The sequence below is a fragment of the Sabulibacter ruber genome (genome assembly GCF_017355955.1).
GTDB classification, from domain to species: Bacteria; Bacteroidota; Bacteroidia; order Cytophagales; family Hymenobacteraceae; genus Nibribacter; species Nibribacter ruber_A.
In genome coordinates, this window is record NZ_JAFFID010000001.1 from 1,199,518 (window position 1) to 1,215,993 (window position 16,476).

Annotated in this window: 12 protein-coding genes; 5 read left to right on the forward strand and 7 right to left on the reverse strand. The window is 50.4% G+C overall.

Annotated elements, in window-relative coordinates; all coding sequences use genetic code 11:
- Positions 1-43: 43 nt before the first annotated feature.
- Together JT719_RS04980 and ypfJ are read right to left on the reverse strand one after the other, a co-directional pair.
- Complete coding sequence (locus tag JT719_RS04980; protein ID WP_207431391.1) at positions 44-199, reverse strand: hypothetical protein; 156 nt, start codon at positions 197-199, stop codon at positions 44-46.
- A 95-nt stretch (positions 200-294) separates the two neighbouring features.
- On the reverse strand, positions 295-1,197 hold the full coding sequence (gene ypfJ / locus JT719_RS04985; protein ID WP_207431392.1) for a KPN_02809 family neutral zinc metallopeptidase: 903 nt from the start codon (positions 1,195-1,197) through the stop codon (positions 295-297).
- Between the two features lie 730 nt (positions 1,198-1,927).
- On the opposite strand from ypfJ, the gene JT719_RS04990 reads away from it, so the two are divergent.
- The 3 genes from JT719_RS04990 to JT719_RS05000 all read left to right on the forward strand — a co-directional run bounded on the left by JT719_RS04990 (position 1,928) and on the right by JT719_RS05000 (position 4,301).
- Positions 1,928-2,767 (forward strand): alpha/beta fold hydrolase, encoded by an 840-nt coding sequence (locus tag JT719_RS04990; protein ID WP_207431393.1) that lies wholly within the window; start codon positions 1,928-1,930, stop codon positions 2,765-2,767.
- A gap of 289 nt (positions 2,768-3,056) precedes the next feature.
- Positions 3,057-3,479 (forward strand): DUF1810 domain-containing protein, encoded by a 423-nt coding sequence (locus tag JT719_RS04995; RefSeq protein WP_207431394.1) that lies wholly within the window; start codon positions 3,057-3,059, stop codon positions 3,477-3,479.
- 108 nt (positions 3,480-3,587) lie between these two features.
- Entirely contained in the window at positions 3,588-4,301 is a 714-nt protein-coding gene (locus tag JT719_RS05000; RefSeq protein ID WP_207431395.1) for a RibD family protein, read from the forward strand.
- Between the two features lie 1,041 nt (positions 4,302-5,342).
- Here the strand turns inward: JT719_RS05000 and JT719_RS05005 are convergent.
- Positions 5,343-8,966, reverse strand: a complete 3,624-nt coding sequence (locus tag JT719_RS05005; protein WP_207431396.1) for an ABC transporter permease/M1 family aminopeptidase — start codon at positions 8,964-8,966, stop codon at positions 5,343-5,345.
- Positions 8,963-9,892: an ABC transporter ATP-binding protein gene (locus JT719_RS05010; protein ID WP_207433268.1), complete on the reverse strand. Its 930-nt coding sequence runs from the start codon at positions 9,890-9,892 to the stop codon at positions 8,963-8,965. The genes JT719_RS05005 and JT719_RS05010 overlap by 4 nt, the downstream gene beginning before the upstream one ends.
- 516 nt (positions 9,893-10,408) lie before the next feature.
- Between JT719_RS05010 and JT719_RS05015 the strand changes: the two genes are divergently transcribed.
- Together JT719_RS05015 and JT719_RS05020 are read left to right on the forward strand one after the other, a co-directional pair.
- Positions 10,409-11,452 (forward strand): sensor histidine kinase, encoded by a 1,044-nt coding sequence (locus tag JT719_RS05015; protein ID WP_207431397.1) that lies wholly within the window; start codon positions 10,409-10,411, stop codon positions 11,450-11,452.
- Positions 11,421-12,146, forward strand: coding sequence for a LytR/AlgR family response regulator transcription factor (locus tag JT719_RS05020; protein ID WP_207431398.1), 726 nt, complete (start codon positions 11,421-11,423; stop codon positions 12,144-12,146). Before JT719_RS05015 ends, JT719_RS05020 begins: the two co-directional genes overlap by 32 nt.
- Positions 12,147-12,461: 315 nt before the next feature.
- On the opposite strand, the gene JT719_RS05025 is transcribed toward JT719_RS05020, so the two are convergent.
- The 3 genes from JT719_RS05025 to JT719_RS05035 all read right to left on the reverse strand — a co-directional run bounded on the left by JT719_RS05025 (position 12,462) and on the right by JT719_RS05035 (position 16,336).
- Positions 12,462-12,878 (reverse strand): SRPBCC family protein, encoded by a 417-nt coding sequence (locus JT719_RS05025; RefSeq protein WP_207431399.1) that lies wholly within the window; start codon positions 12,876-12,878, stop codon positions 12,462-12,464.
- Between the two features lie 106 nt (positions 12,879-12,984).
- Positions 12,985-13,566: a DUF1572 domain-containing protein gene (locus tag JT719_RS05030; protein ID WP_207431400.1), complete on the reverse strand. Its 582-nt coding sequence runs from the start codon at positions 13,564-13,566 to the stop codon at positions 12,985-12,987.
- Positions 13,567-14,158: 592 nt separating this feature from the next.
- Positions 14,159-16,336: a PKD domain-containing protein gene (locus tag JT719_RS05035; RefSeq protein WP_207431401.1), complete on the reverse strand. Its 2,178-nt coding sequence runs from the start codon at positions 16,334-16,336 to the stop codon at positions 14,159-14,161.
- Positions 16,337-16,476: the final 140 nt, after the last annotated feature.

A 16,476-nucleotide genomic window follows, 5' to 3' on the forward strand; every position in this document is an offset into this window, starting at 1 on the left:
CTATGCCAATACCTCTAACTGTCCTTGCTTTTCCAATTCAATCCTATTTTTTGGGATTCCTGTCAATTTCATCATCATTATCTGCTGCATCGCGTTTAGCTTTCTTTGCTGCGGCTTTCAGCAGTTCCTGATGCTCTTTCCTTTCCTTAAATTCTTTTTGGCGCTGCTTCTTCTGTTGGTCTCCTGATCTTGTAGTCATTGTTTCCTCTGATTTATTTGTGACTAATTACTGAACCTTGCAAACCCCACCTTCCTTAGTGATCCAACCCCGATTTTTCCGTCACTGCTGTTGCCCTACAACTCGGTTGCGTTGAAAGTATCCCCCTGTGACATGTCGCCTGTCTCGAAGCCTTTCCTGAACCACCTGACTCTTTGGGCAGAGGTGCCGTGGGTGAAGGAGTCCGGCACCACTCTCCCGGTGGACTGCCTCTGCAGGCGGTCATCACCAATGGCGCTTGCCGCATTCAGGGCCTCTTCCAGGTCTCCGGGCTCCAGGAACCCGGTTGCCCTTTGCGTGTGGTGGGCCCATAAACCGGCGTAAAAATCAGCCTGAAGCTCTACCCTTACCATCAGTCGGTTGAATTCCGTTTCTGACAACCGGCCCCGCATCGCATTTACCTGCTCCATGGTACCCAGGAGCTTCTGCACATGGTGCCCTACCTCATGGCCTACCACATAAGCCTGCGCGAAGTCTCCCTCGGCTCCCAGCCTGTTTTCCATCTCCCCGAAAAAGCTCAGATCTATGTACAGCTTTTCATCTCCGGGACAATAAAAGGGCCCCGAAGCGGATGAGGTAAGCCCACAGGCGGATTTTACCTGGTCCGAAAACAGAACCAGCGTAGGCTCCCGGTACCCTTGCAGTAACTTGTTCCAAACGTCTTCTGTATCTGCCAGCACTGTGGCTGTCTGCTCGGCCAGTTGCTGTTCCTCCGGACTCCGCGGGGAGTTGCTTGACTGGGCGTACTGCGGTTCTCCACCCACGAACTGCTGGAGGAGGGTTATGGGGTTGGTTCCCGTCAGAAAAAACACCACGGCCAGTATAGCGACTACAACCAGCCCTGCTTTCGAGAAAAGTAGTCGGAACAAGGGTATAAGCAGCATGGGGCTGATGCCTCCTCCCCTACCTCCGAACCCGCCTCCTGCTTCTCCTCTACGGTCTTCTATATTGCTGCTCTGTCTTCTGCCTTGCCATTTCATGTGTATCTGTTTTGAAATAAGTAAATGTTAACGCATTGGATTGTTCCCAACTTGGCTACCGGAAAGCTCCGTCTCTGTACGAACAGTATAACGGTAGGCGCCTCCACTAGGATGCACGCAGATTCAACTGTAGACCTATATAGGTGTACAGGTTAAATTGTCTTGCCCATTAGAAACCTTTCACTAACCGGGGAGTGACTGCCGAGTCTTAACCAAGATTTTGATAGAGATTCACAGCTCGAAAAGGTGCCGTGACAAACCTGGGCGGGTCTAATGGCTTTGACGTGGGCTATCAGAGAGTATGCTCCTGAACGCAAACAACACGGTGTACAACCTGTTCTGCGTCCCTGCAAACTACGTCCCAATAGTCACTTATTTCATAGGCGGCTATCCAAAACCAATCTGGAGAAAATAGCAAGGGTTTCCTCCTCTGACCAGGACATGGCGGTGAAATCGCTCATCATAATGGAGGAGATAGACAGAAAAGCGGGCTTACGGATTCCCAAGTTGAACTTTTCCTCTTGGATGTCGAACGGGTGATTAGGGCTATCCCCACCGCCCCTTCTCGCGAATGCCCGTCCTTCCCCTTGACAGGTCCTTAGGTGTCCGAATCGGTACCGAAGAGGTATAATGAACAAACCTTCTTGGGTGAATATACTGTACGTGGCAAACAAAAGCAGGGGGATAGCTGTACCTACTTATATCCCCAACCACCAACCTTAATAAACCTATGAAATTCATTGTCAAGCAGGATGCGACTACTGGTGAGGAGCTACAGCTCTCCTACATAGACTATGGTGCGGGGCGCCCGGTTGTGCTGATTCACGGCTGGCCCCTGAGCAAGGAAATGTGGGAGTACCAGGTAGATGACCTTGTCAGTGCCGGGCTGCGGGTCATCGCCTATGACCGGCGGGGCTTCGGACATTCCGCCAAACCGTGGCAGGGCTACGACTACGACTCCCTCACCGACGATCTGAGAGACATCCTGGAGTACCTGGATCTACGCGACGCCGTTTTGGTGGGCTTTTCAATGGGTGGTGGCGAGGCCGTGCGGTACCTGAGCCGGTACGGCAGCGAGCGCGTATCCAGGCTGGTGCTGGTCAGCGCCGTCCCTCCTTTCCTGGCCAAGACCTCAGAAAACCCCGAGGGGGTAGACCAGAGCGTGTTTGAGGAGATCATGGCCAACCTCAAGGAGGACCGGATCGGGTTCCTGGACGATTTCGGTAAGAAGTTCTTTGGGGTGAGCCTGATGAACCACCCGGTCAGCGCGCCCCTGCTGGACTATTACCGTATGCTGGCCTCAGTCGCCTCCCCAAGAGCCACGCAGCAGTGCGTCATAGCTTTCGCCCAGACCGACTTCAGGGCCGACGTGCAGGCCATCCGGGTACCGACCCTGATCATTCACGGCGACGCCGACGAAACCGTTCCCATTAAAGCCAGCAGCGACCGCACCGCCGCCATGATCCCCGGCAGCCGGTACCTGGTGTATGAGGATGCACCCCACGGGCTTTTCTACACCCACAAAGAAAAGCTGAACCGGGACCTCATCTCCTTTATCACCTCTGCATAGTGCCCAGGTAAACCTGGAAAGCATTTCCAGAATGCTTTCCTACAAGTCTAAATCATACCGGCAGTTTGTGGTTGAGTAAGTAGGTAAGTATTTCTAAGAGTCGGGGCCAGTAATTACTGGTCCCGACCTTTTGCTTTTAAGTGAACAGTTGTTTAATGCTTGCTTGTTCTCAGGGGTACTACAGGGGACAATGTTTATAGCTAAATCAAACTGACCCATCTAAATTAGATTCATCATTCTGAGAAGAATCTGCCGTATACATCCGAAGAAATATTTTTATACCACTCCCATGAAAGAGAACGGCTTGCAAAGATTCCTGAGCGCTCAGGAAAGAGACTATGAGGTGGCGCTTTCTGAAATTAGAAGAGGAAGAAAACAAAGCCATTGGATGTGGTATATCTTTCCCCAGATAAAGGGGCTGGGCTTTAGCGAGACTTCCAACTTCTACGGGATCATAGACCTACAGGAAGCCGATGCTTATATGAAGCATCCTGTTTTAGGCAGCAGGCTCGTGCAGATCTGCGAGGCACTTATGAAACTGGAAGAGAACAATGCCCACCGCATTTTTGGAAGCCCTGATGACTTGAAACTCAAATCTTCTATGACCTTGTTCGCTTCTTTACCAGATACAAACCCTGTGTTCAGAGAAGTTTTGCAGAAATTCTTCAACGGCAAACAAGACGATAAAACCTTACAACTACTTCGCCGCTAACTTTGCTTGGCAGAAAGAAAGGTGAATTTTGTCCTTACTTCCATTAAGCATCAAATCACTTAAAATGGATTTATTGCTTAGTTTTAAATTTATAAAGCAAAAACGTAAATGTTAGAAACCAATAAGCCCTATGTCATCTGCCACATGCTGGGTTCTGTAGATGGCCGGATCAAACAGAATATCTGGGGATTTAAAGACCATCATAAGTACTTTGAAGAAACCGCCGAGAAAATTGAAGCAGATGCCTGGTTAGTGGGCCGGGTGACTATGCAGGAATTTTCCAGCAAAGAAACCTATTCCCTAGAGGGAGATCATGATTCTATCCCGAAGGAAGATTTTGTGGCGGAACAGAAGGCGAAAACCTATGCGGTGGTAATTGACCCATCAGGGAAATGCTTTTGGGATACCAACATGGTCTCTACCGAGCACGTGATTGAGGTCCTGACCGAAAAAGTGCCTTCCGGCTATTTGGCGCACCTCAGAAGCAAGAACGTGTCGTACATCTTCGGAGGAAGAGAGGAATTAGACCTTGACCTGGTGCTCAGAAAACTTTACAGCCTGTTTGGTATGAGGACGGTGCGCATTGACGGCGGTGGTCACGTGAATGGCTCTTTTCTGGAAGCAGGCCTGATAGACGAGTTCAGCCTCGTTCTGGCCCCGGTAGCCGACGGTACCATAGGTTCCCCTACGGTGTTTGAGGCAGCGGAAGGATATGAAAATAGGAAAGCCACGCAGTTCAAAATCAAGTCCGTGGACCGCATCTATGATGATTTCCTGTGGATCAGGTATCTGGTGGTCAAAGACCAGGAAACTGGGAGATAGGGTTTCATAGACACTGGGTTATTATTGCATTCAGTTGGCCTAGTCCGTGTTATTCTGACCTCTGTCTGTGTTTACCTGATGACGGTGGTTGATTGAATGGTTGGTCGTGTTGGGGCTTTATGTGATCTCTAGGGGCACTATAGCCTCAATTTCATTCCCATGCTAGTATTCATTGCCTTGTTCATCTCCCCTATTATCTTGTTCTTCATCTATCGTAAGCTGAAGATAAGTGGGAGGAATTCGCCTGGTGACAGAAATCTTCTTTAGTTGGTAATAGTCCTTTCCAGTTTGGAATTCCTGTGTTGGGGAATCTGGTTATTCCAGATGCTTAATTGACATGATGGTTTCAGATACTTTCCTTCTTTCCTTTCTTACCAGTACCTCCGTTGCGTTCCTTGTCTTCATGAACCGTTGGATGGTTCGTCGGGGATTCCCCAAACCGGTTAGGTTGAAGGTTACGGTAATACTTGCAGTTGTTGCAGTGCTGATGTCATTGGGGCTTATGTGGGTGCTACGGCTGTATTTTGAGCATCAGGATGTGAAAATGGAAAGAGAAGCTGATGCCAAAATAGTGGCACTTACATCCTTCTGTTTAAGTACGTAGGCACCCCTCCTCTGCCAACCGTCAGTACTTCAGCCAAGAGTCGTGGGAAGTTTCTACGCCCCGCTGCACAGCTCGCAGACTGTGACGCAGAGAGGTAAATAAAGAAGTAAAAAGGGCTATTGTGACTATGTGCCTTCAAATACCCATTGCAACCTTAGGATTAAATTGATTCAAGAAGTTACAGCTTAGGGTACACTTAACTCATAAAAAAGAAGGCCTTGCAAATCGTAGATCTGCAAGGCCTTCTTTTCTCATAAGAGGTGATTCATTTGTAGCGTCGTTACACTGTAACGACGTGGTTCTTCGCAGCTATAGCCTTTTCAAACCTTCTTGAACCATACCTTACAAAGGTTACCGTTTTTTATGCCTAGAAGAAAGGTATGTACAAGAGGAACCGTTTTTGTTGCATAGAGACACGTCGTTACAGTGTAACGACGCTACATTTTCACTTCTGTTACATTATCCTTCAGGTTCCAGTCAATCAGCAGGTGATTGGGGTCTATACCCACTTGTGAGGGCTTGTCTGGCACCGTCACCGTGATGGTCTGCTGTTTTGAATGAATGAAATGTTTCTGTAGGTAAAGCGGTTTGCCTAGCTCCTCTCCCGCTTTGGCACTTGCATAAACTCCTACTTCCATCCAATCCTTTAAAGGAACTTCCTTCTCCAAACCGGCTTCGCTTACCACCGTTTTGCGGGCCTGCACATTGATGCTCACCTGCCAGGCGCCCCCTTTGGTCTGCTTCACGATGGCTTTGCTCGCCTTCAGGTCCCAGAAGGTGTTGGCCTTGAAGAGGTCGTGAAGCAGGTACTGGAGCGAGTCTGGGGTGGCCGCTTTCAGTTCCTGATAGAGGTCTAGGGAAGTGGGGAACGGGACTTTGCCTGGAGGGTGCTTCTGGAGCAAGCCTCGGAGCGCCCCGTTTACCTTGTCTTTGCCGATGTACTGGCTCAGCGCATACAGCGCCATGGGGCCTTTGCGGTAACTTTGGTACCAGTCGTCGGCGTGCAGCAGCGGTAAGGCTGCTTTGGTCTGCGGGTTTTCGTACTCCTCCATCAGAAAACTTAACAGCCTTTTCTTGTGCGCAGATCCGTAGGCTGATTCCAGCACGCCCATGGCAGAGTACCAGGCTAGGCTCTCGGAAATCAAGCCGGCTCCCTCCACATAAGCTTGTTTGAGCTGGTTTCCCCACCACTGGTGCGCTACCTCGTGCGCCACCACGGCTGTCACCAAGTCAAAACCTCGCTCATCCGCCTCCGGGTTCAGGAGGAAAAAGCCTTCCTCCGCGGTAATGTTGATGGGCGCAGCGTGGTTCCCGAAGCTATACCCAGGATGCGCCACGAACCGAAGCTGACGGTGCGGGTAGGGTCCAAACTGCTTCGTGTAGTAGTCCAGCGAAGCAATTGCGCTCTTAACCATCCGCTCCGGGTTCTTCGTAAGCCCCGGCGGATAGAAAATCTGGATAGAAACTTCCTGCCCCAGGCTAGCCGACGGGTTTCGCCATTTCCCCTCCTGCACCGCGTAATTTGCCGAGTAAAAAGCGTATTCATTCCGGATGGGGGCATCTGTGGCGTAATGGAAGTAACGGCGTTCGTCTTTGGTCCAGGTCCGGCGCAAAGTACCCGGCGCCACCACCTGTTGGTTGGCCTCGGTACCTACAATGGCTTCAAAGCTGATGCGCTCAGGAAACGCGGCATACCGGCGGGCGGCCACATCGTAGAGCGAGGTAGTAGCGGGGCGAGGCGTCAGGCCATACGTTTTTCGGGCAGCGGCCTCATCCAGTTCCCGGTACGGCTGGTATCCGATGACCGGAAGCCACTCCATATTCCGGAAGTGGGTGCCATTTTCCCGCACCTGTGCATCGGCTCCGTTGTTGGCAAAGCCACGGGCTTTGTAGGTTACCTGAAAACTGAGGCGTAGCGAATCGCCGGGGTGCAGGGGCTTCGCCAGGGCGTACATGCGGAAGCCTAGCTCCTCATCCAAAAGCACTTCATTTACTGGTCTGTCAAAGTGAACCGAAGTTGTTTCAACGCCCGCCCCTGGCGCCAAATGCACTGAGTCAATGGCCACCTGGCTCTTATTTACCAACAGGTAAGTGCCAGATATCTCAACCGTCCGCTGGGAAGGGTACATTTCTACCTGCAGTTTTACGCCAGTGAGCAAAGGTTGGGGCACGTTCTGGTATTGTTTATAGCGATGCTCGTAGGCTGCTTGCTGCGCAGCTAAGGTTGAGTAGTTGAGGTAGTCATGCCGCACGTTGGTGTTATAAAAGATAAAGCCGCCCAACAGGAGAATCCCTCCCACCGCCACGACCGTGGTCAACGCCGTAGTGCGGGTAAACCGACGACGAGCCAACTGTAGCCGCGCCTTTAAACTTTGTTCCTGGCCACGTACCCAAAGCAACCTTGCCACCACCGCCAGCAGCAGCGCCCACGCTACCCAATAAGATTTAAACCACAGCCACGGCGCCACCGATGGACCAAATCCACCCATGTTGGTGTAAGACCATTTGGGGCTAGACCCGAATACAAGGAGTTTGTGCTCCAGCCCCAGGTTAGGGGCATACATCAGGAGACCAAAAACAAGCAGCATCACCAAATGCCCCAGGTACTTCTGATTGACCACCACGTGCACCACCAGCACCAGCAGGGCAAAAAGCAGGCATTCTACCAACTGAAACCCGAAGAGCACTTTCAGGTATAGTCCTACCTCCACCTCGGCTCCGCCGATGCCGATTTGGGCCAGAATTCCGGAAAACAACAGGAAAACGAGGCAGGCCATCAACAGGAGACCCAGCGATAAAAACTTGCTGAGGAAAAGCACCCATTCGGGCACCGGGGCCGCGTTAGAGAGCTGGTGGAGGCCGCTTTCCCGTTCGCGCCAGACCAGCTCGCCGGCGTAGAAAATAACGAGCAGGAAAATGACTATCCAGAACTTTCCGGGCTCGGTGAAGGGAGCCGCCAGAATAGTTAACACCTGGTCGGTTCTGGGCAGCATAGGAACGCCCTTGTTCTTTAAATTTCCGGGCATGGCCAGACCTACCACCACCGCAATAAAACCCAACAACAGCAGTCCAGATTTGGCTTTTGCCAGTGCCCAGAAGGAGTTGAATGTGAGAAGCTTTAATTGGTGCAGGTTGGTATTGAAACTGAAGCTTCCCCGCCCCTGCGGCAACGATTCGGCTCTTTCCCAAGTCAGCCACGACAGCGTAGCTTTTGTAGTAGTTGGCTGAAGGGTCTGTTTCCGTTTTTGGCCTGTTTCTGGTAAAATGAACTGAAAACGGAAATAGGTGAGCGTCAGCATGCCCATCGCTAGGCACAGCCAAAGTACACGGTTCGCCAGAAATGCTCCCTCTAGGGTAAGTAGGCGCGTATTCGTCTCCAGGGGGCTCCATTCAAGACTTAAATGGCTTAGCACCGGCGTAAAACCCATGGGGTCAACGAGCGTGCCCCAGTCTATGGGGCCTTTTATCACGCCCAAACCCTGCCCCACCCCGTAGGCCGCCACAAAAAGCAGAACGCCGCCCAGGTAGCTGGCCATGCCTTTGCGGGTAAGGGCCGCCATAGAGAATTGGATAGCCGTGGCGATAAACGCGTTGGGTAGCACCAGATAGAAGTATGAACTGAGATAGGCCGATAGTCTGAACGGACCCAGAATTTCAGCTTCTATCCCCGTGAAATAGATGGTCAGGAAGATACCCGCCGGAATGCCTAGCAGGACGAGCACGTTGAGCAGAAAGGCTGCCAGGAACCTTCCGCCCAGATAGTCCTTTTTGCTGGCGGGCGAGGTGTAGGTGAGGGAGACCATGCGCGTCTGCACATCCCTTGCCGCCGCATCGCCAGCTACCGCTCCGCTCATCAACAGCCAGAAAACGCAGCATAACACGGTGACGGCAGCAATAACAATGGGTGCATTGAGCAAGACATACCCTTCCCGCGCATCAGAAGCGTAGTTGGCCGTAAGAAAGAGATACGCCAGCACGAACACGACCGCAAAGTACCCCCACGTAGACACCTGCCGAAGCTGGTAGGTAAACTCCAGGTGAAAAATCTTCCGGAACTTCATGGCTGTACCTCCTCCACTTCTATAAGCGTTGCGTGTTGCCCTTGCACCCCGGTCATGGCGCTGAAGTACACATCTTCCAGGTCTGGCACTACGGGTTCAAAACCGCTGCCTGGGTCTACCGGGCTATACACGTGCACCAGGGTGCGCCCTCCCAGAGACTTGGCAGAAATGACCTGGTGCTCCTGGGTTACAGCAGACAGCTTTTTTTTCTCAATGAGCATGCGCCATACCTTTCCACTCAGGGAAGCCACCGCCTTCTGCGTTTGCGCCTCCAACAGAATTCTTCCTTTATTGATGATGGCCAGGTTGGTGCACAGTTCAGACACGTCCTCCACGATGTGCGTGGAGAGAATCACCACACTGTTCTCGCCCAACTCACTCAGCAGGTTCAAAAACCGGATGCGCTCGGCAGGGTCTAGTCCGGCCGTGGGTTCGTCCACAATCAAGAGTTTGGGGTTGCCCAGCAGCGCGACCGCCACCCCGAAACGCTGCCGCATACCGCCCGAATAACCGCCCAATTTCTGATTGCGCTTGTCCCAGAGGTTGGTTTGTTTCAGCAGGCTTTCGGTCACTTCCTTGCGGGAGGCCCTATTAGTAAAGCCTTTGAGCACCGCAAAGTAATCCAGCAGTTCCTCTGCGGTGGCTTTGGGATATACCCCGAAATCCTGCGGCAAATAGCCGAGGCTCTGGCGCACTTCCTCCTTTTGGTTCACCACATCCAAATTCCCCAAGTGAATCTGCCCCTGGTCCGGTTCCTGCAGCGTAGCCAAGGTGCGCATCAGCGTTGATTTTCCGGCCCCGTTAGGTCCCAGCAAACCGTACATGCCGGGTGGAATGGTCAGTGAAATGTTCGTCAATGCCTGAACGCCGTTGGCATAGGTTTTAGAGACGTTCCTAATCAGAAGGCTCTCGGTGTGGTTGTCCATATATTTCATGCTTGTGCAGTTGAATGTTTTCAGAAGTAGGTCTATTATTTCATTATTTAATTTTGGCTTGTTTTTGTAGAATCAGGCCAAATTCAAGTAGCTCACAGCCATTTAAAAGGCGGCTTTGATTCATTGAGCTAGTACCCCCTCGCTCGCCTCTGGCGAGTGTGAGTTAACCGCGGCCTCTGGCTGCTTGCATGCAAATCCAATCCCTTCCTTAGCGGCGGGACGCCTCCTGATGACTCACACTCGCCAGAGGCAAGCGAGGGCACTTTAAGCTAAGAACTGCCTTGGAGGAACCTGTATGCCTATTCTTTCCCGCTCCTTTCTTGATCAAAAGAACCGTCTTCTTAACAGAGCACAAAAACCGATATGCAACCGCTGGGAAGCAATCGACGAAGGGCGGCTTTTCATCCTTGAGTGCACTGGCAGGTTAGGGTTTGACTTTCGTAGAGGGAGAAAAGGAACTGGTCGAGTAGAGGTGCTGAGGCTGCGGGGAAAAGGTATCTTTGTTCTATGCAGAGAGTCAAAAAAATCTTCCGGCTGATTCACCTTTTCGTCTGGACGCTGTTCACCTTTTTGGTGGGCCTGCAATTGCGGACGGATGACCAATCTTACTGGCTTCCATTAACAACAGGGTTTATGCTGACGGCTTTGTATGTTTTTTACAGCCACTTCTATCTCCTGACCAAGTACTCGGGCCAGAAAAAGAGGAAGGAATATTTTCTAAAGCTGGCAGCAATTTTCTTCACCGGCCCTTTCCCATTCGTGATTTTACATCCTAAGACTTCTGGTACATGGGACCTGTTCCTGGGATATTATCCTGTAACGCTGTTGACCATGGTTCCCATTTTTCTCTTTCTCGGCTGGCTGGCCCGGGTCACGGAGACGCTGGTGCTGAATACCATCAGAAAAGAGCAGTTGGAGAAACAGGCGGCGGAAACAGAGCTGCACTACCTGAAATCGCAGATAAACCCCCACTTCCTGTTCAACACCCTCAACAACATCCACACACTGGTCTACAAGCAAGCCCCCACGGCTCCAGAAGCCGTTTTGCGCCTGGCATCCCTGATGCGCTACATGATTTATGAATCCAATGCCCCCACGGTGCCGCTTACCCGGGAGATCAACTACCTGCAGGATTATATTGGATTGCAGCAGCTCCGGTATAAAAACTCGCCGGTAGTGGACCTGACCATACATGGTTCGCCAGAAACCTGTGAGATTGCTCCCCTGCTGTTCATTCACCTCCTAGAAAACGCGTACAAACACAGCCCCGCCCGGTTGGAGCCCGGGGCGATAAAGGTGAGGGTGGAAATAAAAGCCAATTCGCTTACCTTTCAGATTCAGAACCCAATCGGGAGTAACCAGAAGAAGATGGAGGTGGAGGAGCCCGGTGGAATCGGATTGGCCAATGTCCAGAAGCGGCTGCAATTACAATACCCAGAGCAGCACCGCCTGGAAATTCAGAACACCGGAGAAACGTTTGGGGTAAATCTTGAAATTAACGGTACGCACGCGCACGTCCATGAAAGAGAAACTCAGCTGCTACATCATTGATGACGAGCCTTTGGCCCAGGAGATTCTGGAAGAATACGTTGCCAAAGTCCCTTTCCTGGAGCTGAAAGGAACGTTCATGAGTCCTTTGGAAGCGGCGGAGAACCTGAAAAGGGACAAACCTGATTTGCTTTTCCTAGACATTACCATGCCAGACCTGGACGGGCTCAGCTTCATTCCCCTGCTGAACCCCAAACCCATGATCATCCTGACCACGGCCTATGCCCAGTATGCGCTCAAAGCCTTTGAGTTGGAGGTGAAGGACTACCTGGTGAAGCCTTTCTCCTTTGAACGATTCTACAAAGGGGTGCTACGGCTATACCAGGAACATAGCGCCAGTCAGATACCTGCGAAGAAAGAAGTAACTGCCGAGCCTAAAAGCGAGCAGGAGTACCTTTTCCTGAAGGTGGGCCACCGCATCCAGAAAGTTGCCACAAAGGACATCCTTTTCATAGAAGGCATGAAGGACTACCTTCGGGTGCATACCGCCCAGGAAAAGATCATGACCCTCACCAGCTTCGCCAAACTGGAAGAACTGCTGCCGCCCCAAAATTTCGCCCGCGTGCATCGGTCGTTTATGGTGGCCATTGACAAGATTGACCACATTGAGAAAAACAGGATCAGCATCGGGGATCAAATCATCCCCATCAGTGATACCTACGCCGATGCTTTTTATAAAATGCTGAAGGGTATTTGAATTCTTAGTTCCAGACTAGAGTATTACTCCCTGAGAGTTTAAGATGAAAAGTGATTATGATCATCGCAGAATCTGGTAATCCATGCCAGTTCCTCTACAAAAGTTATACTTGAGCACGCTTGAGGGTACTAAAAAGCCTTGTATACTAGAGTTTACAAGGCTTTTTAGTTTGGGCCAGCATTCTTTATTCAGCTTCTGTTTTCAATACCTTTTGGTAAAAGAGCTTAAAAACAATCCAGGCTCTGAGTCCTTGCTGGTAATAAATCTCTTCCACTAGCAAGGATCCAGAGCCTGGATTGTTATACTTACTAACTACTAGTTGGCCTCTATATACTTCTTGAAGTTGTTCAAGATGGCTTGCCAGCCGGCTCTTTGCATTTCGGCATCGTGTTCGCCCTCGGCGTCAAAAGTGGTGGTTACTTTGGTGGTTCCGCCCAGGTCTTCAAACTCGGTGGTGGACTGTCTGCCGTCGGTCATGGTGTAGGTGAGGCGCTTTTGAGGGATAACTTCATCGTACACGGCTTCAAAGTCAAACCCGAAGCTACCGTCCTTGGCTTCCATTCTGGCGAAATACTTTCCGCCCACCGTCAGATCGTTGTCTGCCGCCGGGCATTGCCAGTCTTCGGTAGCGAAATTCCAGTTGGTGATGTGTTCAGGCTGGGTATAGAAATCCCAAACTTTGTCTGTGCTTGCTGAGATGGTTGCTTCAACCGTGATTTTAGTTTGTTCCATGGTTCTATTTTGGTTTGTTAACTAGTTCAAGATTGTAGGTAAGTCATTTCAATATTGCCCTCAAGAAGGTCTGAAACCCTTAGGCATCTTGAAGGCAAGATTCATTTTAGCGGTTTTGTTCCTGGCTGCCGTTTAAGAATTCCTCTGTGAAGTGTTCTTTCTGTTTGGGCTTAGAAAACTTTTCCTGGTTATAAATCTGCGAATTTCCTTTGGGAATTGACAGCGAAGTCCACTCTTTTTCGGAGAGCATTTTTCCCAGAAACACAATCTGACCCACATGGTACGGGTAATGGGCCAATTGCCTGTTGATAGCTTCCATTACCGTATGCCCCTGGTTTCTGATGTAAATGATCTTACCCAGGTCTTGGGTAGTCAAAGAATCAAGCGCGGCAAACAGGCAGGCCCAGCCTTCCTCCCATGTGGCTAAAACTTCTGCCCTGGTCTGGAGGTCATTTTCAAATTCGGCATCCCGGTTGCGCCATTCTTTTTCTCCGTCTGAGGTCAGGAAATCGGTCCAGCGGGAAAGCATGTTTCCCCAGAGGTGTTTCACGATGGTGGCGATGCTGTTGCTGTCTTCGTTAAACTGCCAAAACAGTTTCTCGTCCGGCACTTGCGGGAAGGTCTTGTCACCGAGCATTTTGTAATACTCAAACTGCTTTCTTACGCTTTCTAAGTAATCGGTTTCCATGATTCTTTAGCTCAATGTTACTGAATCTGATCTCTGCAAAAACTCAGGTATCAATCATGGCAAACGCCATAGGCCGAGGCCTGCCGGTCATAATCTGAAGTGGAGTTCTTTTCCAGCAATTGTCGCCGGGGGTTTGTATCTGTTTTCGCTCTGTTTACTGAAAAGCAGCCCTAAAATAAGGAAAGAAAAGCGGGCATTCTGCTGGTGAAGATAGTTCTTTTGTAGTAGCCTGCACAACTTCAAGAGGCTTTGGTATACCAGTTTTTATAGCTTTCCGCTCCTGTTAATCGGAAGTAAATGGTACAGTTCAAAATGCAATGACAATTAGGTTCTGAGCCTGTTTTAGACCTGTTTTGGTTAAATCTGCCCTAAAACAGCAACACCTTGGAGCCTCACTCCAGAAGAAAATCGATGACCTGATTCAGCAAAAAGGCTATTCAGTAGAACAAAGAAATCAGCTTTCCATAACCTTTCTGCTTTTTGGCTTGAATAAAGTGTATAGGAGAAAATTTACCGCTTAAATCATAAAGAAAGCCGCTCAAGATACTTGAGCGGCTTTCTGCTTAATCTACAACCTATAACTGTTCAACTTTTATTTTGGCTGGTAAATACTGCCTTTGGCGTTGTTCCCAAACCAGTTGGCGGTTTCGGCGTCTGCATTGAGGATACTAGACGGAGGGGCAAAAACTCCCCACCCTTTACTGTTGAATATCTCGCAGTCAACCAATTTCGCTGCTCCTTTTACGGTGATGTTAGCCGTAGGCCCAATTTCCCCAGGGATGTTGGCTCCTCCGTAACCCACGTTCACCTCGTTCAGCTCATTCAGCGGGCTAGTGCTTTCAAAGATGATACCCTGCCAGTAGGCTAAACGGTTTTGTGCGTGGAAACCAGTAAACAAGACCTCAGAATCTTTCAAGCCTTTGGCAATCAGGTAACCGTTGTTTTGCACCCGCAGCACCCTGTTCTCTTCAAACTGCAAGACAATAGGTTTTGCTGGTTGGGAGACCATTTTCACCCCTGTTCTGATATATAAATCAGTCAGAACGTGAACATACAACCCCCCAATTGGATTAGGCCAGTTCTGCATTCCTCCTTCACTCACCACTCCTTCGGTTTCAATGCCGTTATAGCCGTTGTTTCCGTAGAATCTGGAGTCGCTATCCAAGCGGTGGATCTGGTTGGGAGCAACATACATGGCAGCACCGGTATTGAAGCTGAAGCTGTTGGCAGCAAAATCTGCTATATACCCTCCGGTAGAGGCTACTACCATCCCGTACCCGGCGCTGTTGGTAATAGAGGAGTGTGTCAGTTTCAGGACACCTCTTGAGCCAGGCTGGTTAGGATCAGTCCACAGCAGCACATTGGCTTTGATGTCTCTGTTGCCTACCCGGTAACTGGTTTCTCCTCCGTAAGACACTTCGGTATGGGTCAATTCGCTGGTTACCTTCTGGGTGGTGAACACAATACCCTTCCAGGAGCCTTTCAATTTACTCCAGCCGGTAAAGGTGATTTTCTTGTCTGCGGTACCAACCGCATTCAGGTTACCCATTCCCATTACCTGCAGGCCAGTGCCTCGCATGAATTCTACGGTAACGCCGGGGGCAACAGACAGGTCTCCTTCTACTCTGATGTCACTGATGGCGATATACTTCACGCCGTTTTTCAAGGCAGGCAGGTGAGAAGTGGTATACTCTGGCACAGAACCCGCAAGGGCAACTCCTTTTGAGTCGTTTTGCGCCACAAAGTTAGAGGCGGCATCCAGCATTTGCGCAGCGGAAACAGACACGGTAATAGGCATGGCGCTGTTATCAATGAAAGTATTGTTGGAGAACTGGGTAAGGTTACCGGCAGACATACCGTAGCCATTGGCGTGTTTGAAGGTAGAGTTGGTTACCCTAAACGAAGCACCCGAGTGTAATCCGCCGGCAATACCAATGTTGGTTTTCACATTCATGTGGGTGCTAAGGTTACTGCTGCCACCATAAGCCATTTCCACATAATCAAAGGCATTCAAATCACTCGTGGATTCTACCAGGATACCTCTCCAGAAGCCGGGGGTCTTGCTTCTACCGGTGAAAACAATCTTTTGCGCAGCGTTTCCTATGGCATTCAAATAGCCGCCGTAGCCAATGTGCAATCCTTTGTCGGCCTCAAACTCTATCACTACGCCGGGGTCTACCGTTACCGGGGCAGATACCCAAAGGAAACCAGTCACCACGTAATCGGGTTTGGTTGGGTCTTCCACCCTGTTGGTAAGCCGCAGACTGGAAGTAATATCCTCGCTTAGAATCCCATAGGGCAGATCTTCGCCTGCGGGAGCGGCCGTTACTTTCACCTTATCGGTTTTCTGGCCGTTTTTGCTGGAGACGGTCAATTCCAGTTCATACTCTCCTGCTACATCGGGCACAAAGGTGGGTTTGGCTTGGGTAGCAGCAGTTAAGACAGCATTGCTTCCGGCGGGCTTCAGGGTGTAAGTCCAGCTAAAGGTAAGCGGCTCATTTTTTGTATTTTTTGAATTTGAACCATCCAGGGTAACGGTCTGCCCAACATGAACCGACTGGTCTGCCCCGGCATCTGCCAGGATAAAGGCGGTGTCTGGTTCGGGGTCTTCTTCGTCTTCCTTGCAGCTTACCAACAGCGTGGAAAGTGCTACCATTAGCAGCGTCAGTGCCTTGATACTGGCCGAGAAGGCTTTTGCTCTAAGAGAGGCCAAGGAAGGCTGCACCCCAACCTGAGTTACATTTTTTTGTGGAATCTTTAAATTTTTCATAAATTTTAGGTGAGTTCTGTCACAATCCTTTGGAGGGATATGTAATGGGTTTGAAAATTTTGAATGGCTTGCGATAACCTGTGAAGGGGTTCTGGTGGGAAGACCAGACGGTAAGGTGAAGGGTTGCCCGGGCTGTAATT